Consider the following 22204-nt stretch of genomic DNA (forward strand, 5'->3'; position numbering starts at 1 on the left):
ATCTACCGAGTGGTGTGGGCCAGGGTAAGAGCATGACCCTCGCATCGAGCCTCGAACCGACCACCGAACCGCTCTTCAACGGCCTGTACGTCCCCCTGGTGACTCCGTTCACCGACGATCTGCGCCTGGCCCCCGAGGCGCTGGCCCGACTCGCCGACGAGGCGCTGTCGGCCGGCGCCTCCGGGCTCGTCGCCCTCGGTACGACCGCCGAGGCCGCCACGCTGACCGCCGAGGAGAGAGAGACGGTGATCCGCGTCTGCTCGGCCGCGTGCCGGGCACACGGGGCACCGCTCATCGTCGGGGTGGGCACCAACGACACCGCCACCGCCATCACGGCACTGCGAGAGCTGGCGGCCCGGGGTGACGTCGCCGCCGCGCTGGTCCCCGCGCCGCCCTACATCCGCCCCGGGGAAGCGGGGACCCTGGCGCACTTCGCCGCGCTGGCCGAGCACGGCGGCCTCCCCCTGGTCGTGTACGACATCCCCTACCGCACGGGGCAGACGCTCAGCGCGGGCACGATCACCGCACTCGGCCGCCTGCCGGAGGTGGTCGGCATCAAGCATGCGACCGGCTCGATCGACCCGACCACCATGGAGTTGCTCGACTCGCCCCTGCCCGGCTTCGCCGTGCTCGGCGGTGACGACATCGTCCTCTCGCCGCTGATCGCTGCGGGCGCCCACGGCGGAATCGTGGCGTCGGCCAATCTGCGTACCGCCGACTACGCCGAGATGATCGCGCTGTGGCGACGCGGCTCCGCCGCACCCGCCCGCGCTCTCGGAGCCGACCTCGCCCGCCTTTCCGCCGCCCTCTTCACCGAACCGAACCCGACGGTGATCAAGGGAGTGCTGCACGCCCAGAACCGCATCCCCAGCCCGGCCGTCCGCATGCCGCTGCTGGCCGCCTCCGCCGATGCGGTCCGCCGGGCGGCACCCCTGGCCGCGAGCCGGAAGTGACACGGGGTCCGCAGGCCGGACCGGTGGCCCTACCGGTGGCCCGGTCTCGCATGGTGGTCACTCCCTGGACCGGGGGGCTGGTCGCTGTGTTTACATGCGCGTCATACTTGCGGCTCGAGCGTCTCCCTGCGCACGGCAACGGCGCCGAGCGCCTACGCCGGCCGTGCCAGAAAGGGCTCCTTTGACCACGCGACCCGACACGAAGACAGCTCTCTCGCAGAAGACAGCACTCTCCCAGCTGCTCACCGAGATCGAACACCGCAACCCGGCCCAGCCGGAGTTCCACCAGGCCGCCCGCGAGGTCCTCGAGACACTGGCACCGGTCATCGCGGCTCGCCCCGAGTACGCCGAAGCCGGCCTGATCGAGCGCCTGTGCGAACCGGAGCGTCAGATCGTCTTCCGGGTGCCGTGGCAGGACGACCACGGCCGCGTGCGGGTCAACCGCGGCTTCCGGGTGGAGTTCAACAGCGCCCTCGGCCCGTACAAGGGCGGCCTGCGCTTCCACCCGTCGGTGAACCTCGGCGTCATCAAGTTCCTGGGCTTCGAGCAGATCTTCAAGAACGCGCTGACGGGCCTCGGCATCGGTGGCGGCAAGGGCGGCAGCGACTTCGACCCGCGCGGCCGCAGCGACGCGGAAGTCATGCGTTTCTGCCAGTCGTTCATGACGGAGCTGTACCGGCACATCGGCGAGCACACGGACGTGCCCGCGGGTGACATCGGCGTCGGCGGCCGGGAGATCGGCTATCTGTTCGGTCAGTACCGGCGCATCACCAACCGCTGGGAGGCGGGGGTCCTCACCGGCAAGGGCCGCAACTGGGGCGGCTCCCTGATCCGTCCGGAGGCGACCGGCTACGGCAACGTCCTCTTCGCGGCGGCGATGCTGCGTGAGCGCGGCGAGACCCTCGAAGGCCGGACGGCGGTCGTGTCCGGCTCCGGGAACGTCGCCATCTACACCATCCAGAAGCTCGCCGCCCTGGGCGCCAACGCCGTGACGTGTTCGGACTCCTCCGGCTACGTGGTCGACGAGAAGGGCATCGACCTTGACCTCCTCAAGCAGGTCAAGGAGGTCGAACGCGCCCGCGTGGACACCTACGCCCAGCGCCGCGGCGCCTCGGCCCGCTTCGTGCCGGGCCGCCGGGTGTGGGAGGTGCCTGCCGACATCGCGCTGCCGTCCGCCACGCAGAACGAGCTGGACGCCGACGACGCCGCCGCTCTGATCAGGGGCGGAGTGAAGGCGGTCTCGGAAGGCGCCAACATGCCGACGACCCCCGAGGCCGTGCGCCTGTTCCGGCAGGCAGGCGTCTCCTTCGGGCCCGGCAAGGCGGCCAACGCGGGCGGCGTCGCCGTCAGCGCGCTGGAGATGGCCCAGAACCACGCCCGTACGTCGTGGTCGGCGGAGCGCGTCGAGGAGGAGCTGACGCGCATCATGAACGACATCCACAGCACGTGCCACGAGACCGCCGAACGCTATGGCGCCCCCGGGGACTACGTGACGGGCGCGAACATCGCCGGCTTCGAGCGGGTGGCGGACGCGATGTCCGCCCAGGGCGTCATCTGACCCGCGGTGCGACACTGACGGATGTGACGGACGACGAACGGCGGACGGACCGGCGCCTGGAACAGGCCATCCTGGAACTCCTCGAGCGCCGCAGCCCGTCCGCGACGATCTGCCCCTCCGACGCCGCACGTGCGGTGTACGGAGGGGACGACGACGGCTGGCGCGCCCTGATGGAACCGGCGCGCCGAGCCGCCCGCCGACTGGTCACGGCCGGCGAGGTCGAGATCACCCAGGGGGGCCGCCCCGTGGACCCTGCGGACGCGCGCGGCCCCATCCGGATCCGCCGCGTCCGCTGACCCTCGCCCGGCTTCGGCGGAGCGTGCTCAGACGGTGGTGCGGAAGGGTCCTGTGACCTCGTAGGTGATGCCGCCGGACGAGCTGCCCGACGTACCGCGCTGGCTGGAGAAGTACAGCCGCTTGCCGTCGGGCGAGAAGGCCGGGCCGGTGATCTCGGAGCCGGACTGGCCGTTGACGCGCAGGAAGGGCGCCACGATCTCGGCGGGGGCGATGACGCAGATCTCCATGTTGCCGCCGTCCTCGGCGACGAACAGGTCACCCGAGGAGCTGCCGGTGACGTTGTCGACGCCGGTCAGGGGCGGGGTGCCGTTGGTGACGAGGCTGTCGTCGTAGGCGAGTTCGTAGGTGCTGTCGCGCAGGTTGAGGCGCCAGACGCGGTTGTCGCCCTTGGTGGTGAACCAGACGGTGTCGGAGGCGTAGTGGCAGCCCTCGCCGCCGTTGAAGATCTTGGCGCCGGAGACCTGGTCGCGGGTGTAGGTGGGCGAGCCGTCCGGGTCGGGCACGTTCGTCCAGGTGAAGGAGCCGGACGTGCCGCTGCCCGCGACGAGTACCTGGAGGGTCCCGGCGGAGAGGTCGCCCCAGGTGGTCGGGACGAACCGGTAGAAGCAGCCGTCCGACTCGTCCTCGGTCATGTAGATCACCTTGCGGACCGGGTCGGCCGCGGCGGCCTCGTGCTTGAACTGGCCCATCGCGCCCCGGCGGACGGCGGCCTTCGCGCCCCACGGGTCGGTCTCGTAGACGTAGCCCCGGCTGACTTCCTCGCAGGACAGCCAGGTGTTCCACGGAGTGGCCCCGCCGGCGCAGTTGTTACGGGTGTTGGAGAGGACCCGGTAGGCACCCGTGACGGAACCGGAGGAGTTGAACTTGACGGCGCTCGCCCCGCCCCCGGTGGAGAGCTCGGAGTTGGAGACGTATATCCAGCCCGTGCCGTCGGCGAAACAGGCGCCGCCGTCGGGGGCGCCGTGCCAGGTGTACGAGGTGCCGGAGACCGTGCGGCCCGAGCGGGCTATGACGCGGCTGGTGAAGCCGGCCGGCAGCATGATGCCGTTGGCGTCGGCGGCCAGCAGACCGCCGTAGGGGCTGGTGCCGTTCTGGGCCGGGGCCGCGTAGGCGGCGCCGTGCATGAGGGTGCCGCCGAAGACGGCGGCGGAGGTGCCGAACACCGCACCACGCAAGAAGTTGCGACGGTCCATGGATACTCCTACCCGAGAAGCGAACGATGAGTTGGCGCACGTCGCCGACTGGTCACAGGGGACCGTAGAGGCCCTGAACGGGCAGGGTCAGGGACGAGTCGGCCAACTCCTCGGGAACCTTTGTGACCATGGTGAAGCGCGGTGTTCACGGGTCGAGCTGCTACCGCTCCCCACCGGCTCCCCCGCCCCCGGCCCCGCCTTCGCCTCCGCCCACACCTTCGTCGTCGATTTCCTCCGCCGACCTCGCGGGAGCCGCCGCCGCACGCGTGTTGACGTACGTGGTCAGCTGCCGCACCTGCCGTTCCAGGTTCTTGATGCGGTCCAGGATGTCCTCGGGGAGATTCGGCATCACGGGCCCTCCATGCCTTCGAGGTAGAGTTCCGCCGTTTCGGCGCGGCCCCGCTCGGGGGCGGTGACCTTGACTCCGATGACGCGGTACGTCGCGTCGAGGCCCTCGCTGAACCACACGTCGTGAATGCGCAGCCGCACGGTCGTCCCGAGGAGCGAGGGCGTGGTGTCCGCGTCGAGGCGGATGCGGACGGCGGGGATCACGACCGGGCCGCGGAGCGCGGCGAGTTCGGTGCGGGCCAGGGCGTCGAGTGTGGCCTTGGCGGTGACGTTGCTGTGGTCGGACGTGGTGTCCAGGCGCGGGAAGCCGGCGCCGATCAGCGCGTGCGCCACGTGTTCGTCCGAGACGACGGGGCGGTCCGCGCCTTCGGGGGTGCCGCCGCGGGCGCGCGCGGTGGTGCCGCCGCGGGTGGCGTCGCGGGGGAAGGAGTACGTGAGGATGTCGCCCGGCAGGTCCAGGACCGTGGTGCCCTCGCCGACGTGGATGCGGGGGACGCCGAACAGCAGCCGCTTGGCGCGCTCGCCGGTCGCCGGGTCGCGATACACGCTCACCAGGTACTCGAACCCCGGTTCCATCGTCGCCAGTTGCGCGATGGCCTCCTCCACCGGCGTCTCGTCGCCGTCGAGATACGTCACCGTGCGCGGTGTGCCCGCCGGGGCGGGCGCGAAGCCGACGCCGATGTCGCCGCCGGGCATCTTCTGCATGTGCTCCCACAGGCTGCGCACGATGGTGAGGTCGTCGGTGGCGGTGTACGTGAGGTTCTGCCGGATGCGGCGGTGGCCCGCGTACGAGTCGAAGGTGGCGGCCTGGAGCGCGACGGTGACCATGCCCTGCTCATCCATGGCCGGGGTGAGCGTCCAGACGATGCCGCCCCAGCACACCTGGTCACCGCGTTCGAGGTAGACGGCGGTACGGCCCTCCAGGAGCTCCCCGACCCGCCGCGCCATCCGCCGGTTGGGCACCGGCAGGGTGGCGCTGAGCGATCCCGGCTTGCCGATGTAGTCGTCGAACTCCAGGCCCTGCAGCGGAAGGGCGTCGATGGGGTCGTTGGTGCGCAGGTCGGCGAAGACGGCGAGGTAGGGACTGTCCATCGGGGTCAGACCACCGGGTCGACGCGGACGAAGAGGTTGTCGAAGGCGGCCTCGTTGCCTGCGGTGCCCGACCTGAAGGCGGCGATGGCGGTGTACTGGCTGCCCGGAGTGAGCTGGCCGAGCGGGAAGTTGCTGTACGTGGAGGCCGAGCCTGCCCCGTTGTGGGAGGCCGCCCGGTCGTCGCTGGCGCCGAGCAGCGGGGTGCCGCCCGCCGCCGGACGCACATTCACCGACATGAATGCCTCTTTCCCGCCCGCGCCCCACATGTGGGCGCCGATGGCGATGTGCACCCAGCCCGACGCCGGTGCGACGAAGGTGAGGCCGAAGGGGTTGGAGACGACGTCGACGAGGGTCTCGGTGTAGGTCGCGGAGGTGGTGAAGCCACGGTCGGGGGTGTGCTTGAGCATGGCGTTCGGTGTGTACAGCAGCCACCGGCTGCCGTCCCAGCGCTCGAGGCGTCCGTTGACGTCCCGGTACTCGCCGACGTAGTTGCCGCGCGCGCCGTGCCCGCCCCCGGCGGGCAGGATGCCGCCGAGCGCCGCGGTGTAGCGGCGCCGGTCGGCGACCGCCGTCGCCCAGGTGATGCCCCGCGTGGCCGAGGCGCCCGCGCCGACCGACACCTCGTACAGCAGCTCGGCGGTCTTCGGCAGCGCGGGCGGCACCGGCGCGCTCGCGGGGGTGCCCTGGACGATCTCCAGAACGGCTTCATAACGCCCTGAGGCGTCGTAGTCCGCGTCGTACACCCGCACCACGAGCGCGTCGATGCGCGGCAGCGTGGCATGGCCGTCGGCGAAGGTGAGCTGGGCGTCGGCGTCCACGGTGACCGGGTAGCCGCCCTGGGCCGCCGCGGAGCCGCCGGGCACCCACAGGCGGCCCGGGGAGAGCCGGGCCTGCATGCTGCTCGCCGCGGTGCCGGTCAGCTGGAGACCGCCCACGGCACAGCCGCCGCGGGCGGTCAGCGGGCCGGAGGACGCCATCCCGAGGCTCATGGCGAGCCGGGTGTCCTCCCGGGTCTGTCCGGTGGGCAGATGCCATGCGGAACGTGTCGTCATGGAACTCTCCAAGATCGCCGGTCGATGGGTCGGTCGCTCACCACTCGGCCGAGCGCCAGGCGACGGTGGCCGACGCCAGCGCCACGTCACCGGACTCGGCCCGGAAGGACAGCCGGGAGGCACCGGGTGCCAGGGTGAACAGTTCCTCGGGGACACTGCCGACGACCGCGGTGTGGCGGCGCGACGCGGTCCCGTTCAGCACCACGGAGCCTTCGGCCGTGTCGACCTCCAGCACGTCCCCGGACGACAGGGACAGGCGGTACTCCAGCCAGGTGCCGTCGTCGTGGTTGGCCAGGCGCGGGCGGACACACGGCCCGGTGAAGGTGATCAGGGGGTGGGTCGGGGCGCTTCCCGTGTTCTCCACCGTCGCCTCGCCGACGGACCCCGGGGTGCCCCAGTTCAAGGGCCAGGTCAATGGCCAGGTCAGGCCCGGCTCCCGGCGCGGAAGGCCGATCTCGACCCGGCGCACGACGCTCTCGTACCGCCGTGGGTCCATGGCCTTCCACTGGAGCGTCACCTTGGCCAGGCGGCCGGCGAGGAACTGCCGGTCCGTGGGTACGACGCGCTGGGTGACGCGCGCCTTCACGGCCAGCGTCTCGCCGTACAGCCGCACCGCGAGCCACTCCTCCTCGTCCCGTACCCCGGTGGCGGAGCGCAGCGCGCGCAGGGCGGCCAGGGCCGCTTCGGGGCCGCCGTCCGGGTCCGGGGCGAGCCACAGCTGAGCGGTGATGGTGCGGGGCTGGGCCCACTGGGTGCCCGGCCAGCCGCCGTGCCCGGCCGGACGGTTCGCGTCGGACGACTCCAGGCCGGGCAGTTCCTCCCACCCGGTGAGGCCCTCGGCCGCCACCCAGTAGGCGGTGCCGGGCCCGATCAGGAGATCAGCCCACTGCACCTGCCCGTCCGTGTCGATCAGCCCACCGGGCCCGGCTGCACCCTCCGCCGCGCCGGACGCGCCGGATGCGTACCGCGTTCTCGCTGCCCCCGCTGTCCTCACCGTCCCCGCCGTCCTCGCGTTCATCCGCTCACCACCGCGCCACCCCCGGTTCTCATCGGGGCCTCAGCCCCTGGCCTTCATCAGGAACATCAGGTCCTCGGCGGTCTGCCGGGCGCTGCCGCCGCGCGCCTCGTAGTAGTTCTCGATCACCACACCGCCGCGTTGCTGCGGCCCCAGCGCACGGACCGGCCCCGCACCCGGCCGCGGGCCCCGCGCGAGCAGCGCCTCCAGCCTGTTCAGCGGCAGCACGGCCTCGGCCTGCCCCGCCTCGCCGAGCAGGGCGAGGGTGCCGCCGGCTCGGGGCAGCACGATGCCGCCCTGGGCGAGGGTCGGGATCGTCGGAAGGCTGACGCCGAAGGTCTTGCCACCGACGCCGGGCACCCAGCCCGGGATGGACACCTTGACCTTGTTGAGCGCCCGGATGGCCGAGTTGACCAGGCCGATCACCGCGTTGATGGGCCCCTTCACGGCACCGAGGACGCTGTTGAAGACGCCTTTGGTGAAGTTCGCCAGGCCGTTCCAGGCCCGGTGCAGGCCGTCGCGTACGGCACGGAACGCGGCCGGGACGCGTTCGCGGAGGAAGTTCAGCGCCGGTCTGATCACCGCGAGGACCGCGCGGATCACGGTGGTGATGATGGTCTTGTAGATCGTGAAGTACGTCTTCACGACGGTCCAGATCACTCGCAGGACGACCTGGAAGGCGACCTTGATGGCGTTCCAGGTGGCCTGCACGACCCGCTGTGCCGCCCGCATCGTCGTGCCGATCACCTGCCCGATGACCCGGAACGCCGTCCGCACGATGCGCTGCACGGTCTTGGACTGCATCGCCATGTCGATGAGCTTGGTGATCAGCGGGAGCAGCAGCGCCATGATCGCGCCGAAGACGTTCGCCTTCATGGCGGTGTTCAGGCCGCGCTGCGCGGTGGTGACGCCCTGGAGTCCCGACTTCATCCGCCCCATGAGCCCGCCGCCGCGCGTGGCCGACTTTCCGGCTCCGTCCATGGCCCGATCGGCCTGCCGGACGCTGCGGGCGGTGGCGTCCGCCTGCGTCTTGACCCCGCGGAAGGAACTGGCCGTGCGGTCGAGCCCGCTCTTGATCCGGCCGACGGCCCGGTCCGCCTGCTGCACGGTCGCCCGCAGCTTGCCGACCCCGGAATCGGCCTGCCCCGCGCTCGTCCGCAGACCACGGAACCCGGAGGCGGAGCGGTTGAGGGCTTGTACGAGTGACATGGGGTGCCTTCCTGGCTACAGGGCTCGTACGAGCTGGTCGACCCGTTCTTCGAGGCGTCTGATCGCGTCTGCCGCCGCACGTATGTTGGCGCTGTCCACCTGCTGTTGCTGTGCTCCGCGGCCCGGGGGCCGCGCGGCGGTGGCACGCTGGCGGTCGAGTGCCGTGCGGGCCAGGGCCTGGGCCCGCAGGGCGATGTCCCGGGCCTTGAATGCGTCCGTCCCCGCGTTCCGGGCCGCCATGGCCACTCGGCGGACCTCTCTGGAGAGCCCGCCGACGGTCCTGAGGTTGCGCCCGACCGTGGCCCGGGTCCTGTCGAGCGTGTTCTTCAACTCCTTGATGGAGAGCTGCAGTTGGTCAGGCATCTGGCCTTTGCTGTGAAGCCGGGCCTCCTCGGCCATCTTCGTCAGGTCGAAGAGCGTCTTCTCGGCGCCGACCACTTTGACACCCGCTGCGACGCCGACCCCCTCCACCTTGACCCCGGTGGTTTCCCCTTTGGCACCCGCCGGCTGGAGCAGACCCTTCACGATGTCGGTGACCAGACGCGTGGCCTGCTTGTCCACCCACTCGGAGACAGCGCGCTGGGCCTCGGCGTGCTCCCTGCCGAGGGGCCCCATCGGGCCGGGTGTTACGGACATGAGCCCTCCTTCGACAGCGTCCGCGAGCTCAACCGAAGAAACGGGCCAGTTCGGCGGGCCCGGGAGCGTCGGACGCGGGCGTCCCGTCGGACGCGGCGTCGTCCGCGCCCGGCCGGGGCACCGGCTGCGGCGCCTCCGGTGCCGGCTCGTCCTCGTCCCGGTTGACGGAGGCGAACATCCAGTTGGCGATGGCCAGGTGATCGACCACGGCGGCGAGCAGATGGTCGGTCAGCGACCACTGCGCCCCCTCGCCCTCGTGCGCGAGCCGGAACGCGCTGTCCCGCGGCAGGTGCCGGACGAGCACGGCGAGCCGCCGCGACGACAGTTCGCCGCGGTACCAGCCGAGCAGGTCGACGCCGTAGTGCCGCAGCAGATCCGCCTCCAGGGCCTCGGCGTGCTCCTCCACGAGCGCGCCGAGGCTCAGCCTTCCCCCACGCTCAGCCCTGTCGCCTCGCCGTAGGCGTTCAGGACGGCGGCCACGTCCTGGACGCTGACGTCGTGCTCGGCGAAGCGTTTGTACTGCTCGTCGCCGAGCAGCAGGGCGAGCAGTCCGTCCAGGTCGTTGTCCTCCAGGGAGGAGAGGGTCTGGGCGGAGCGGCGCGGGATCTCGGTGGGGAGCGAGAACGTCTCGCCGTCCACCTCGAACTCCCAGCTCAGGCCCAGCGATTCGAGCCGTTGGGCGCGGGCGGCATTGACATTGAATGGCGCGGACATGGGACTCCTGGGTCGATGGGTGACGGGTCGGCCAGGTGACCGGCGCCGCTACTTCGCGAACGCCGGGTCGTTCATCAGCCAGGTCGCGAGCGGCGTGGTGTTGTCGACCGCGAGCGCGGTGAAGGTGATGCCGAGCTTGACCGACGCGGTGCGGGTGAGCTGGAGTTCTTCGGTCTCGGTGACCTGGCCGCGGGCGATGGTGAAGCGGTACTTGATGACATCGCCGTCGGCGAACTCCACGCCGAGCATCCGCTCGTCCTTCTTGGGCTCGGACGCCACCTGATACGAGTAGAGCTTCGAACCCTCCGCGGTCTCCTTGACCACATCACCCCCGAAGAAGAACGGCAGGGTGTCCTCGTTGAGCTGGAGGAGGGCGAACTTCACGGTCAGGTCCCGGTCCGAGTACACGAACCGGGCGGGGCTGACCGACTGCCAGGTGTCCACCGCGTCGATCTTGTCCTTCTTGTTGAAGCGGATGCCGTCGGTGCTGGTGTAGCCGAGGTCGCGCCAGGCAGCGGCCCAGTTTCCGGTCACATCGGCGGGTACCGGCGTACCGAGCGGGGCGGTGAGGATGCGCCCCGTGCCGGCGACGCGGATCTCGTTCGGGTTCATTCCGGGCATGCGGACTCCTTCGAACTGCTCAGGGCGCGCCGACCTCGCACGCGTACGGGCGCCGTCAGGCCGGGCGGATCGAGAGCCGGGTGGTGGACAGATAGCGGCTGGCCGCCTGCCGGTTGTAGTCGGGCAGCCAGCGCGGCCCGTCCGCCTCGACGACATCGGTGACGTGAGCACCGCCGTACGTGGTGCCGCGCACGGTCAGCAGTGCCGTACGGGCCGCGGTGGCGACCGTGTGCGCGGTCGGCTTGTCGGGGCCGTAGACCTCCAGGTCGATCAGGGGCTGGTCGAGACGCTGGTCATCGACCCACGCCCCGCCCGCCCGGGACACCAGGACGGCCTTCTGCGTGCCGTCGAATCCCGGCGGCGTGCGATTGTCGATCACGACTCCGTCCAGCTCGGGACGGCTCTTGAGGTGGTCGACGACGAGGCGTTCCACATCCGGGAACACGATGGGCGGATCACTCACGCGCAACTCCTTGCGTGGTCCGACCTTCAGTGTGACCCGGGCGCGGGGTGGGTGCAATGCGCCTGCAAGACAATACGGGGACTGTGTAGGTGAATGTGATGCTCCGTCAACTGGCGTGTTATGCGCGCCAGTTGAGGAGCTGGCGGCTCCGCATGCGTGACCCATCTCCGGACGGCCGCGTCCTGTTGCCCTTGGCGAGGCCGTCGAAGGTGCAGGCGGCCGGCTCGCTGGCGTCCAACTTCTCGGTGTGCCACATGCCGCTCTTGCGGCTCAGCCCGTCATAGGCGCTCGCGGCGGAGCGTGACCTGGCCCTTCGCGTCGGCGACCTCCGCCGCTGCCTGGCCGCCCTGTCGCCGGTGGGTGACCTTGTTGTCCTTCTGGATCAGGAGCCCATCCCTGCCAGTGGACGCTCGAGCAAACTCCGGCCCGCCAGGGCTGTGTCCACGCGGTCGCGCAGGTCCGTCTCGTAGTCCCTACGGAACGCGAGGCCGCTGTTGACCGCCGACCAGATGTTCGATGATTTCGTTGCCCCAAGGAACTCCCGGAACCGCACGTATACAGGTCCTCGGAGTCGAACCAGTCGTCGACACCCATGCCTCGATGACCAGAACGCCGCGAGGAGTGATGAGCTCGTCCCGGAAAGGCCCGTCACGTCAACGTCGCCGCCGCACCGTCATCAGGATCTGGCTCAGCACGGCCGCCGCGGCACGGCGGCGAGCCGGGCGCGAGGACCACACGGCTGGGAGAACCACGCCGGTGAACAGCGCCATGAACATCAGGGCAAGCAGCACGATCGCATGCGAGGTCAGCCAGCGCACGGAGGTTCCTTCCTCTCGGACGGCCGCCTGGTGCGGCCGGGGTCCGAGTCTGCGACCACCGAGCTCCCTTGGGGCCGATCGCTGAAGAAGGCCGAAGACGGTGGCATCGACGCAGGTCACGTCATACGCTGGCGACGGTTTTCCCAAAGGCCGCGGAAACGGGGGTGCCGTGTGGGGGATGCAAGGGGCGCCGTGGCGGACTTCTGCGCCACGCTCCGCCGCACCGTGCGCGGCTGCGGGGTTTCACAGACGGAGCTCGCGCGGGTGCTGAACCGGAGCGACTCAGCTGTCTCCATGCTCCTGAACGGCCAGCGCGCGAGGGCACCCCAGCTGGACGAGATCCTGCCTATCGTGAATCACTGCCGCAATCGGGTCGGCGCCCACTCTCCGCCCGGCCTCGTCCTGGATCCGGCATGGTGGCGCGCACGCCTCGCCGAACTGGAGGAAACGGCGGAATGCCAACGACGCCGACGGCCCAGGCATGCCCAGGAGCGGTTACCCATCGAATTGCCGGAGAGCGTCCCGTTCGACTTCGAATCCGCCGTCAAGGTCTTGGTGGGCCATCAGGACGGTTGCAAGGGCATGGACGCGGAGATCCTGGAACCACTCAGGCTGGTCGGCGCAGGGCCCAGCGAGTTATCCAGCCTCTTCAAGGGCTTCGGCGCCCGGGTCCGTGCTTGCAGTGGCACCGCGAGGACAGCGCTACTGTGTGCGGCAGACATGGTCCTCCTCGTAGGCGCCTTCTGCGACGCGGTCGGGCGGCTCGGGGCCGTACGCGAGGCTGAGGCGACGGTGCAGGTAGACCTCCAAGCCCAGGTGCTCGAAGAACTCGGCCGCGTGGCACTCGGATCCACCCGCGTCCGATCCCCCTCCGATCTCCGTGCCGAGATCGCCACCGCCTACGCGGCATCCGCCGACCTCATGGCGTTCGACGGCTTCAGCGGATCGACATCCGACGAACTCGCACGCCTGTCCCTACGTCGTTACGAGGCCCTGCACGCCACGGTCACCTGGGACTCCCCTGAGTTGCGCCTCACCTCCGAGACGTACGACCCTGACGAAGAGGCGGAGAGGCAGCAGGCGACCGCGGACCGGGTCGGCCTCATCGGACTGGGCGTCCTCCTCAAGGAGTTCGCGCACGCCGACCTTGCCACCGCGCGGCAACGGGAACTGCTTCGAGCGCCGATCGCCGCTGCCGGCGGGGCGGGGCCGGTGATTCCCTCCCTGGCAGCCGGCTACGTGAACCCGGCCTTCCGCGTGGCTGGACTCCCGGCCGACCGGCGGCTGTCCGCCGACACCTGGTGGGATGGCCGACCTCTCAGAGAGGACATCGCCGGATTCCTTGCCGCACACCTCCTCAGTCACCAGGCCACCCAGGCGCCCCTATTGGTTCTCGGCCACCCGGGCTCCGGAAAGTCACTGCTGATGAAGCTCATAGCGGCCCGATTACCCCAATCGGAGTTCTCGTGCCTGCACATCGAGCTCCGGCACGTTCCTGCCGAACTCGACGTCCAAGGACAACTCGAGTGGGCCCTGTTCAGGTCGACCGGACACCGGGCGGCTTGGCCGGACGCGCTGCCCTCCGGTGAGGCCGTCCGAGTCGTCCTGCTCGACGGGCTGGACGAACTGCTACAGGCAGGCGCGGGTCGGCTCGACATGAGCAGGCAGTGGCGGTATCTGAGCACCATCGAGCAGCTCCAGCAACGCGAATACGAGCTGGGTCGGCCTGTCATCTTCATCGTGACGAGCCGAACCGTGGTCGCCGACCAGGTGCTGACCCCCACGGCCTCTACGGTCCTCCGTCTCGAGCCCTTCGACGACGCGCGTATCGTCTGCTGGCTGGAGGTCTGGCAGGCCACGAACCGGCGTTACTTCTCCGTGCACGACGTCGAACCGCTCTCGTGGGACGTGGTGCGCCCATACAGGGATCTGGCGTGCCACTCGCTGCTCCTCCTCATGCTCGCGCTGTACGACGCGACCGGCAATCCGCTCCGCCGCCTGGACGGTCGGGACATTCGCCGCGTCGATCTGTACGAACGGCTCTTGGTGGAGTTCGTCCGACGCCAGATCGTCAAACACGACGGCCCGCTGCCACCTTCCGCGGAAGCCGAGGCGGTCGAGAAGGAGCTCAAGCGACTGGGCGCGATCGCCATCGGAATGTTCAACCGCCGCAGTCAAAGCCTCACGGCGGGCGAAGCAGATCGAGATCTCGGCAGTCTGCTCGGCGAAGCCGGCTCCGCTCTGCTCTTCGGCCGGTTCTTCTTCGTACACGAGGCGCAGGCGGTAGTCGCGGAGGAACGCCTGCGCTCGTATGAATTCCTGCACGCGACGTTCGGGGAGTACCTGGTCGCCCGGCTGGTCTGCGACGAACTGGGACGGATGCGCGCCGGAGCCGAGCAGGCCGCGGCGGCGGGGTGCGACGACGCGGTGCTCCGCGCCCTGCTGTCGTTCGTCCCGCTCAGCGACCGCACACACGTCCTCGAAACCCTCCGGGAACTGGCCGGACCGGAGGGGCCACGCTGGCACCGCGGCCTGCCGGGGCTCCTGCGGACCCTGTTCCACACAGACGACCGCGCCGGTGACGGGCAGTCCGACGTCACGTACCTTCCAGCCGCTCGGAGGCGAACCGAACGGGACGCGGTCTACGAGGCGAACCTTCTCCTGCTCGCCCTCGTCGTCGAAGACGGCGTCCGGGCCTCCGACTTCCTGGCGGTTGCGGATCCCGGTGATCGTTGGTGGCGATGTGCACAGTTCTGGCGTTCCCAGTTCGGTGAGGCATCCTGGGAGTCCTTCGCCCGTTCCGTGTCTGTGGAGAGAGCCACCACCGCAGTCGACGGCGGCGGCACGGGTGACTTACAGATCTCCCTTCAGGGGACCACCGAACTCGCGGGCGACGTGTCCTGGATTCTGCGCCGCAGTGTGCTGGGGCCGGCCGCTTTCCACGACGCACGAGGGGTGGACGCCGCCGATCTGACCAGGCGGCTGTCCCTCCTGTGCGACACGGACGTGCAGCACCTGCTCCACGCTCTGGCACCCCTGTTGCGAAGCTTGCCGAACACCCTGCGCACGTACCGCGTCGACCAGGAGCAGCGGGCCGTGTCGGGGGCGCACGCCCTCGTGGGCTTGCTGTGTCGGGACACACATCAGGCTCTCGCCACGCACTATGCCGATGTCCTGGAAGTGCTGCGACACCTGCCCGAGCCGGAGCGCCCGCCCGTCACGGACTTCCTCATACGCCACCTCGTCCATGACGCCTCCCGGCTGCCGGAGGAGATCGTCCAGTCCCTCCTCGTTGAGGTGATCCGGCCGGCTACCGCAGGCGACGGAGCGCTACGGGCTGCGCTGTGGCCCGTGCTCGAGGAGTACGTGATCCGCGGGTTGGCACGGGTGGATCCGGATCAGGAGACGGTGAAGTTCAAGACCCTGGTCGGCCACCTCCGCCGGTACGCGGCACTGTTCCGCGGACCGCGGGAACGCCTGCAGCAGATGCTGAGGGAGGCGGGGACCACCCAGATCTGGGGGGAGGGGGGATGGGGCCCGGGGAGCACGGTCCTGGAGCGGGGGCTCAGACTGCTCGAGGAGCTGCCCGCGGACCAGCGGGACCCAGGACTGGTCATCGGACTTCTGCGGCTGGCTCATGAACTGGGGCAGCGGGAATGGCTTGGCGCGCATGCCGAGCCACTCCTGCTGACTCTGCGGCCGGCGGACGTGCTCCGGATGCGGGCGAGCGACGCCGACGTCCTGCGGCCCGTGGTGCGGGACGCCGGACTGCTGGGCTCGCTCGAGACGATCCAGGAAATCTGGCGTGGTCCCGTCAGGGGCGGCGGCAAGGGGCCGGGCTGAGGGGACCACGTCGAGACGGCAACCGTGCTCACGGCCGACGAGCCCCAGCGCAAAGCAGCTTTCATGGTCGGCTTCGATGTCAGCCTCGCCCAGATCTCCGAGAGCAGGCTCGGCCTAGAAGCGAGAGTCCCCGAGTCACATGGCCGACTTAGCCCTGCCCAACTCCCGGTGGGCGGGCGGCACCGAGGTCTGCATCACAAGATCACACCTTGCGAATGGGCCGGCAGACCGGAGGAAAGTGGAGTTGGCCGGGCGACCTCGAGGCGGACGCGTTCGGGAGTCCGTCGGAAGTCGTCGCGCACGATCACGTCGGTGTCAATCAGCTACGTCGCCGATGCCGGGAGGGCCTGGTTCCCGAACTGGCCCCAAACTGGCCCCAAAAACGATCTTGAGGCCGTATCGAATACTTCCGATACAGCCTCTGACCTGCATAAATGCAAGTCGGGACGACAGGATTTGAACCTGCGACCCCTTGACCCCCAGTCAAGTGCGCTACCAAGCTGCGCCACGTCCCGTTGCCCGTGTGACCTGGGGTTTCCCCTGGCCGAACGCGCACCGAAACAATACCGCACTCCGACCGGTGATCGCTCACCCCTTTCCGGGGTGCGGGCCGCCTCGCACGGCGAGTGACGCTCTAAGCCGCTGCTGGAGCGGCTGTGACGTGACCCGGATCACGCTCCCCGGTGCTTCGAGGGCGCGGCGGGCTTTCGTTCGCTTGTTCGGTTGGGCTGGCGCGGCCCCATCAGCGCGGGGCCGTCGGCATGTACCAGACCGCGGATCGCCGGAACGGAGAACAGGACGGCGCACACCACCACCGTCATCCCCCACCTGTGATCAGGACCGTCTCCGCGCCGAAGGCGGTTGCCGCCGGGCCAGCAAGCGCCTGGCCGACCGGCGGGCGGCGGCCGGACCCGCGCGGTGCCGTGCTGGCCACACCGGGCCGGGAGAAGACAGCGGCCGCGCCGTCTACCGCGCCGATCGCGCAGATCGGGCAGATCGGGCAGAGGACGACGTGCCCCGCGAGGAAGAGTGCCGCCGCGAGCGCCTGAATGCCAAGCCGGACGAGGTCGGCGGCGCTCATCAGCAGGCGGGTGCTGAACCAGTCCGCGAAGACTCAGCCGAAGATCACCAGACCGGCGAAGCAGCCGGTCGTCCAGACAGCGCTCTCTACGCGCTCATCCCGTGGAGACCACTCCCAACTCCGGGTGTTCTTCCAGCAGTCGGGGTGGTGCGGCCTGGCGCCAGGAGTCGGACAGGATGTCTTTGAGCTCGTCGGCGTCCAGGGCCGCGAGGCGCACTCGGACCCAGGCCGAGCCCGCCTCGTGGGCGGCGACCCAGAACTTGTCCGGCTCGGCGAGGACCAGCTCGTCGCGCTCGACCTTCGGGCAGCGCACAGCGAAGGACGTCTCGTCGTCGGGGACCGTCACGAACATCTTTCCGGCCACGCGGAACGTCGGCATGCTCCACGCGACCTTCTCCACCGTCTCCGGCAGGGCGAGGGCGATGCGGCGCACATCCTCGGAGGTGACGCGGGCACGGGATCTGGACTTCGACATGCCAGAACCGTAGCCAACACCACTGACAGTCACCCCTCGGCCATCACCTCAGAGGACCCGCTTGTCCAGCCAGGCCGTCAGGTCCTCCTGGACCTCGTCGCGGTTGGTCTCGTTGAGGATCTCGTGGCGTGCGTCGGGGTAGCCCTTCCATGTCAGGTCCTCGATGCCCGCGTACCGGTAGTCCTCCAGGAGTTCGTGGACCAGCGTCATCCGCTGGTTGCAGGGGTCCTCCTCGCCGACCGCGATGTGGATCGGCAGATCGGTGGGCACGCGCGCGATGTTGCGCGGGTCGTTGATCTTCCGTACAGCGCGCACCCAGTCCAGTGAGAGTCCCGCCGAGAAGGCGAAGCCGCAGCGTTCGTCGGCCACGTAGGCGTCGACCTCGGTCTCGTCCCGCGAGAGCCACTCGAAGCCGGTGCGGTGGGTGTACGGATCGTTGAACGAGGCGAAGAGGTCGGGGACGTACGACGAGAGGGCCGCGCGGCCGCGTTCGGCGATCTCTCGTTCCAGGCGGGCGATCGAGCCCTCGATCTCGGCGCCGGGCAGCGAGCGGAACGTACCCGAGAGGATCACACCGGCGAGCCCGTCGGCGTACTCCTGGGCGTAGTCCCGCGCGAGCAGCGAGCCGAGGCTGTGCCCCAGGAGGAAGAACGGCGTGCCGGGGTGCAGCGTGCGCACCTGGTCGCCGATGGCCTTGAGGTCGTCGACGATCGCGCGCCAGCTGTCGGCGCCCTCCGGGCCCGCCCCGGAGGTCACTCCGTAGCCGCCCGTTGCCTGCGCGGTGGCGCCGTGACCCCGGTGGTCGGAGGCGACCACGCCGTAGCCGTGCGCGGTCAGGTGGCGGGCGAAGCGGTCGTAGCGCAGGGCGTGCTCGGCGGCGCCGTGCGCGATCTGCACGTACGCGCGCGGCCTGCCGTCGGCGGGCAGCCAGGTGTACGTGGCGACGGGCACGCCGTCCGCCGCGTTCAGCAGTCCCGCGGTGTACGCGGCGGGGGTGGTGGCTTCTTCGGCTCGGTCGGGCATCGCGGCGGGCTCCCTGGGTGGTGCGGCTGGTTCTATTCGCTGGTGCTCTTCGCTGGATCTCTTCGCTGGATCTCTTCGGGGCAGCCTCCCCCGCGCGCGGGACGTCATGCGGGCCGATGTGGCTCCATGCCCCGTACAGACCTGGCGGCGCTGCGCTACTGACGCGCCGCGCGGGTCGGCTCCGCGTCGACGCGGGCGCGATCGGCGCCGAGCCGCTTGTAGAAGAGGGTCGTCGGGTGGAGGGTTCCTTTCGGGTCCGCCGCGTAGTCGGGGATGGTTCCGGCCACGGTCCAGCCGGCCTTCCTGTAGACGGTCTCGGCGGGGCTGCCGGTCTCGGTGTCCAGGACGAGAAGGGTCACGCCCGCCTCCGCCGCCGCCCTCTCCGCGGCGTCCAGGAGGGCGCGGGCGAGGCCCCGGCCGCGCGCGGAGGGGTGCACCATCAGTTTGGTGATCTCGGCGCGGTGGCGGCCGTTGGGCTTGTCGGTGAAGGTGACGCCGACCGTGCCCACGACGCGCCGGGCGCCGGGCCCCTTGCCGCGGACCACCCAGACGGCGAGGGCTCCGTCCGCGACCGACGGGGCGAGGCCGCGCCACCAGGCGGCCGCGGTGGCCCGGTCCAGGTCCGCGAGGAAGCCGAGCGAGGAACCGCCCCGTACCGTCTCGACCAGCAGCTCCGCCAGATCGTCGGAGGCGTCGAGAAGCGCGGTGGCGTCGAGGCGTACAGGATGCGTTTCGACTCCTGCGGTCGTCGTCGCGGGAGCTCCAGTCATGGCTTCACCACCACGAGTGCGTACCGCACGGCCTCCTCGCCCCGGCAGCGGAACCGCGACGCGCCCCAGAGCCGGAAGCGCAGACAGTCGCCTGTGCGCAGGGTGTGCACCTCGCCTTGCAAGGTCACCTCCAGGGAGCCTTCGAGCACCCAGATGTGCTGCTCGAGGCCGGGCACCGGCGGCCGGTCGTAGGCGATGTCGGCGCCCGGCTGCAGTCGGCCCTCGACCAGTTCGGCGCGCATTCCGGTGCTGGGGGGCGAGACGGACCAGCGCATGAAGCCCGCCTCGTCGTCGGCCCAGACCGCTTGGTCGACGGCCCGGACCAACTGGGCGGGCTCCGCCTCGACCTCGCTGAGGAGCTGCGACATGGTCCGTTCATAGACGGCACAGAGGCGGTTCAGGAGGGCCGCCGTGGGGCTGATCTCCGCGCGCTCGGCACGGGACAGGGTGGAGCGGCTGATCCCGCTCAGCTCGGCCAACTCGCCCAGGGACCAGCCGCGTTCCGCACGCAGCTCGGCCAGTCGGGCGGCGAGGCGCGCGTCGACTCCATCGTGTTCCATATTTGGCACGCTATCCCGTATCTGGGATGACGGACAACTGTGGTCCACATCTCGGACGTGCCGCGCCTCGCACGCAGCAGGTCCTGTGCCGGGCATCCCTGGTCGTGCGTGGAAACAGCCGCGACAGCCGCGACAGCCGAGAAGTTGAGGCAGTCGGGACGGTCCCGGGCAACTCCCTGATCCGTCCCGTCGCCTCGCGGGTGCCGGTCTCGCGCCGGCTGCGGGTCATGTTGCGCCGAGACTCAGAGGGGGAGCCTGAACGTCCCGGCACACCATGGGCCGCTTGTGGGCACCTGGGTATCGCCGGCTCAGGGAACAGATGGAAGGGGAACTCATGGATCTGCGGCTGACCGGCAAGTCCGCACTCGTGACCGGCGCGAGCCGGGGCATCGGGCTGGCCACGGTGTCCGCGCTGATCGACGAGGGCATGCGCGTCGTGGCGGCGGCCCGCACGCTCACACCGGAGCTCAAGGTCACCGGCGCCGTGGGCGTCGCCGTGGACCTGTCCACTGTGGACGGCCCCGCCCGCCTCGTGGCCCGCGCCGAGGCCGAACTCGGCGGGCTCGACCTCCTCGTCAACAACGTCGGCGGCGGTGACGCGGACGCGGGCTGGACGGGTGGCTTTCTCGCCTGCACCGAGCAGCAGTGGCGCGACGCGTTCGACCTGAACTTCTTCGCCTCGGTGCGCACCACCCGGGCCGCGCTGCCCCACCTCGTCGCCGACAGCGGCGGTGCCATCGTCAACATCTCCTCCACCAGCGCCCGGACGCCACACGCCGGCCCGATCACGTACAGCACCGCCAAGGCCGCGCTGACCGCGTTCGGCAAGGCGCTGGCCGAGGAGTTCGGGCCGCGAGGCGTACGGGTCAACACCGTCTCGCCCGGCCCCGTGCGCACGGACATGTGGGAGAGCTCCGACGGCTACGGCGCCCAGCTCGCCGCGTCCATGGGCGTGCCCCACGAGCGGTTGCTCGACGGCCTCCCGGACGCGGCGGGAATGGTCACCGGCAAGCTCGCGGAGGCGCACGAAGTCGCCGCGCTCGTCGCCTACTTGGGGTCGCCGGTCGCCGCCGGTGTCACCGGGGCGGATTACGTCATCGACGGGAACTCCGTGAAGACGGTGTGATGGGACGTGTGGCGGTGCTCAAGCCTGTCTGTGGGGGCCTCCCTTGGCCTTCCTTGGCCTCCCTTGGCCTTCCTTGGCTCCCGTGGATTGCCCTGCTCGGGCGGAGCCTAGAGCTTGGGGCAGCGTGGGATTGGCGCCGTGCGGCGCGTCGGCGGTTGCCCTCGTGCAAACCCGAACCGTCGTCGCCGCCAAGCTGCGCGTCTCCCGGTGGATACTCAGCCGCGCCCTCGACACCGCGTATCGGTGGCGGCCGCTGCCGGATGCCAACGCTTGGCCGCAGCGGACAGCCCCATCCCCATGCGCGGATCAGGGATCGCGGATCGCGGATCGCGGAAGAGGACGGTCTAGTTGTCGCCTCGGTGTCCGTCGCGGACCACCGCCAACCCGCCGACCCGGGTCGTGATGCCCGTCGGCCCGCGTCGGGCCGAAGCGAGCACGCTGGCCGGTCGGCCGAGGCTGTCCCCCTGTTCCACCTCGATCGCGACCGTCTGTGCCCCTGTCGTGTCGAGCAGGTGGGCGGCCAGGCAGCCGGTGCTGTTGGCGTTGGCGACGTCCTCGTCGACACCGATCGCCGGCGCGAACATCCGCGCCGCACCCGGTCGGTCGCCCACCGGCGGTACGTACACGAAACAGCCGAGGAGCCCGTACCGCCGGCACGCCGCTGTCAGGCTGCCGAGGTGTGGGCGGACTCGGAGCAGCGACGACCGGTCGCGGACGGGCATCAGCATGCGTGGTGCGCCGGGCGCGGCGATCCGTGGCGCGTCCGTCGGATGTGGGTCGTCCGCGGTGAGTCCGAGCGCGGCGACGATCGCGGCGCGCTCGTCCGGTGCCGGGTGACGCAGTGCGACGAGGCCCTGGTCGAACCAGACCTCGATGGCGGCGGGGCGGCGGATCGCGACGGTGTCGAACGTGCGCCCGCCGGTGTGTTGGCGGTCGTTCAGCTCGCCCAGCGCGGTGCGGGCCAACCGGACGGCCTGCGCGGCGACGGTGCCGTGGCCGCAGCCGGACAGTTCGGCGGTGGCGGTGAAGAACCGGACCGGCCGGCCACCGTCCGGCGTCCGCCCCGGTCCGAGGAACGCCGCGTGCGACGTGCCGGCCGCGGCAGCGACCGCACGCCGGTCCGCGTCCGTCGCCGCCGGGTCGTCGTCCGTGACGGCCGTGGGGCTGCCGCCTCGGCCGTCGCGCCGCACGCACACGTCGACCACCGTGACATGCGGCCAGGACATCGGCCCACCTTTCGCTCAACGAACGGATAGAGGATGACGACCAAACCGCCGATGGCGAGCTGCATGCGTGCGATGTCCAGGGCCGCGGTCTGATGAAGCGTCGTATGCGCAGGTTATGACTTGATGTGGGG

The 22204-nt window shown here is 70.5% G+C and carries 22 protein-coding genes and 1 tRNA gene; 5 read left to right on the forward strand and 18 right to left on the reverse strand.

Annotated elements, in window-relative coordinates; genetic code table 11:
* The first annotated feature begins 32 nt into the window (after positions 1-32).
* The 3 genes from ACH4D5_RS06165 (at position 33) to ACH4D5_RS06175 (ending at position 2807) form a co-directional block, all read left to right on the forward strand.
* Complete coding sequence (locus tag ACH4D5_RS06165; protein ID WP_398299118.1) at positions 33-953, forward strand: 4-hydroxy-tetrahydrodipicolinate synthase family protein; 921 nt, start codon at positions 33-35, stop codon at positions 951-953.
* Between the two features lie 181 nt (positions 954-1134).
* A complete protein-coding gene (gene gdhA / locus ACH4D5_RS06170; RefSeq protein WP_398299120.1) occupies positions 1135-2511 on the forward strand; it encodes an NADP-specific glutamate dehydrogenase in 1377 nt (458 codons plus the stop codon).
* 23 nt (positions 2512-2534) lie between these two features.
* A complete protein-coding gene (locus ACH4D5_RS06175; protein WP_398299122.1) occupies positions 2535-2807 on the forward strand; it encodes a DUF3253 domain-containing protein in 273 nt (90 codons plus the stop codon).
* 27 nt (positions 2808-2834) lie between these two features.
* On the opposite strand, the gene ACH4D5_RS06180 is transcribed toward ACH4D5_RS06175, so the two are convergent.
* The 11 genes from ACH4D5_RS06180 to ACH4D5_RS06230 form a co-directional block, all read right to left on the reverse strand.
* Complete coding sequence (locus ACH4D5_RS06180) at positions 2835-4001, reverse strand: alkaline phosphatase PhoX (RefSeq protein ID WP_398299124.1); 1167 nt, start codon at positions 3999-4001, stop codon at positions 2835-2837.
* A 160-nt stretch (positions 4002-4161) separates the two neighbouring features.
* The gene (locus ACH4D5_RS06185) at positions 4162-4350 is read right to left on the reverse strand and encodes a hypothetical protein (protein ID WP_398299126.1); all 189 of its coding nucleotides are present in this window, start codon (positions 4348-4350) and stop codon (positions 4162-4164) included.
* The gene (locus ACH4D5_RS06190) at positions 4350-5441 is read right to left on the reverse strand and encodes a hypothetical protein (RefSeq protein ID WP_398299128.1); all 1092 of its coding nucleotides are present in this window, start codon (positions 5439-5441) and stop codon (positions 4350-4352) included. Before ACH4D5_RS06190 ends, ACH4D5_RS06185 begins: the two co-directional genes overlap by 1 nt.
* Positions 5442-5446: 5 nt before the next feature.
* On the reverse strand, positions 5447-6493 hold the full coding sequence (locus ACH4D5_RS06195; RefSeq protein ID WP_398299130.1) for a hypothetical protein: 1047 nt from the start codon (positions 6491-6493) through the stop codon (positions 5447-5449).
* Positions 6494-6530: 37 nt separating this feature from the next.
* Positions 6531-7385, reverse strand: a complete 855-nt coding sequence (locus ACH4D5_RS06200) for a phage distal tail protein (protein ID WP_398299131.1) — start codon at positions 7383-7385, stop codon at positions 6531-6533.
* A gap of 165 nt (positions 7386-7550) precedes the next feature.
* Entirely contained in the window at positions 7551-8717 is a 1167-nt protein-coding gene (locus ACH4D5_RS06205; RefSeq protein ID WP_398299133.1) for a hypothetical protein, read from the reverse strand.
* Between the two features lie 15 nt (positions 8718-8732).
* Positions 8733-9353: a hypothetical protein gene (locus ACH4D5_RS06210; RefSeq protein ID WP_398299135.1), complete on the reverse strand. Its 621-nt coding sequence runs from the start codon at positions 9351-9353 to the stop codon at positions 8733-8735.
* Between the two features lie 28 nt (positions 9354-9381).
* Positions 9382-9759: a hypothetical protein gene (locus ACH4D5_RS06215; RefSeq protein WP_398299137.1), complete on the reverse strand. Its 378-nt coding sequence runs from the start codon at positions 9757-9759 to the stop codon at positions 9382-9384.
* Positions 9760-9773: 14 nt separating this feature from the next.
* Positions 9774-10067, reverse strand: coding sequence for a hypothetical protein (locus ACH4D5_RS06220; RefSeq protein ID WP_398299139.1), 294 nt, complete (start codon positions 10065-10067; stop codon positions 9774-9776).
* Between the two features lie 48 nt (positions 10068-10115).
* Positions 10116-10688 (reverse strand): phage tail protein, encoded by a 573-nt coding sequence (locus ACH4D5_RS06225; RefSeq protein WP_398299141.1) that lies wholly within the window; start codon positions 10686-10688, stop codon positions 10116-10118.
* 55 nt (positions 10689-10743) lie between these two features.
* Positions 10744-11151, reverse strand: a complete 408-nt coding sequence (locus ACH4D5_RS06230) for a hypothetical protein (RefSeq protein ID WP_398299143.1) — start codon at positions 11149-11151, stop codon at positions 10744-10746.
* A 494-nt stretch (positions 11152-11645) separates the two neighbouring features.
* Between ACH4D5_RS06230 and ACH4D5_RS06235 the strand changes: the two genes are divergently transcribed.
* Complete coding sequence (locus tag ACH4D5_RS06235; protein ID WP_398299145.1) at positions 11646-15812, forward strand: NACHT domain-containing protein; 4167 nt, start codon at positions 11646-11648, stop codon at positions 15810-15812.
* A gap of 441 nt (positions 15813-16253) precedes the next feature.
* Here ACH4D5_RS06235 and ACH4D5_RS06240 read toward each other — a convergent pair.
* The 6 genes from ACH4D5_RS06240 to ACH4D5_RS06265 all read right to left on the reverse strand — a co-directional run bounded on the left by ACH4D5_RS06240 (position 16254) and on the right by ACH4D5_RS06265 (position 19721).
* Positions 16254-16327: transfer RNA gene (locus tag ACH4D5_RS06240), tRNA-Pro, on the reverse strand.
* A gap of 302 nt (positions 16328-16629) precedes the next feature.
* Positions 16630-16893 (reverse strand): hypothetical protein, encoded by a 264-nt coding sequence (locus ACH4D5_RS06245; protein WP_398299147.1) that lies wholly within the window; start codon positions 16891-16893, stop codon positions 16630-16632.
* Between the two features lie 94 nt (positions 16894-16987).
* Positions 16988-17368, reverse strand: a complete 381-nt coding sequence (locus ACH4D5_RS06250; RefSeq protein WP_398299149.1) for an MmcQ/YjbR family DNA-binding protein — start codon at positions 17366-17368, stop codon at positions 16988-16990.
* Positions 17369-17416: 48 nt separating this feature from the next.
* Positions 17417-18391, reverse strand: coding sequence for an alpha/beta fold hydrolase (locus ACH4D5_RS06255; RefSeq protein ID WP_398299151.1), 975 nt, complete (start codon positions 18389-18391; stop codon positions 17417-17419).
* A 155-nt stretch (positions 18392-18546) separates the two neighbouring features.
* Entirely contained in the window at positions 18547-19161 is a 615-nt protein-coding gene (locus ACH4D5_RS06260; protein ID WP_398299153.1) for a GNAT family N-acetyltransferase, read from the reverse strand.
* A complete protein-coding gene (locus ACH4D5_RS06265) occupies positions 19158-19721 on the reverse strand; it encodes a helix-turn-helix domain-containing protein (protein ID WP_398299155.1) in 564 nt (187 codons plus the stop codon). The genes ACH4D5_RS06260 and ACH4D5_RS06265 overlap by 4 nt, the downstream gene beginning before the upstream one ends.
* A 334-nt stretch (positions 19722-20055) precedes the next feature.
* Here ACH4D5_RS06265 and ACH4D5_RS06270 point away from each other — a divergent pair, with 334 nt between their 5' ends.
* Positions 20056-20847, forward strand: coding sequence for an SDR family NAD(P)-dependent oxidoreductase (locus tag ACH4D5_RS06270; RefSeq protein WP_398299157.1), 792 nt, complete (start codon positions 20056-20058; stop codon positions 20845-20847).
* Between the two features lie 344 nt (positions 20848-21191).
* On the opposite strand, the gene ACH4D5_RS06275 is transcribed toward ACH4D5_RS06270, so the two are convergent.
* On the reverse strand, positions 21192-22073 hold the full coding sequence (locus ACH4D5_RS06275; RefSeq protein WP_398299159.1) for a PhzF family phenazine biosynthesis protein: 882 nt from the start codon (positions 22071-22073) through the stop codon (positions 21192-21194).
* Positions 22074-22204 lie beyond the last annotated feature (131 nt).

Source organism: Streptomyces sp. NPDC018029 (assembly GCF_044327655.1).
Classification (GTDB): domain Bacteria; phylum Actinomycetota; class Actinomycetes; order Streptomycetales; family Streptomycetaceae; genus Streptomyces.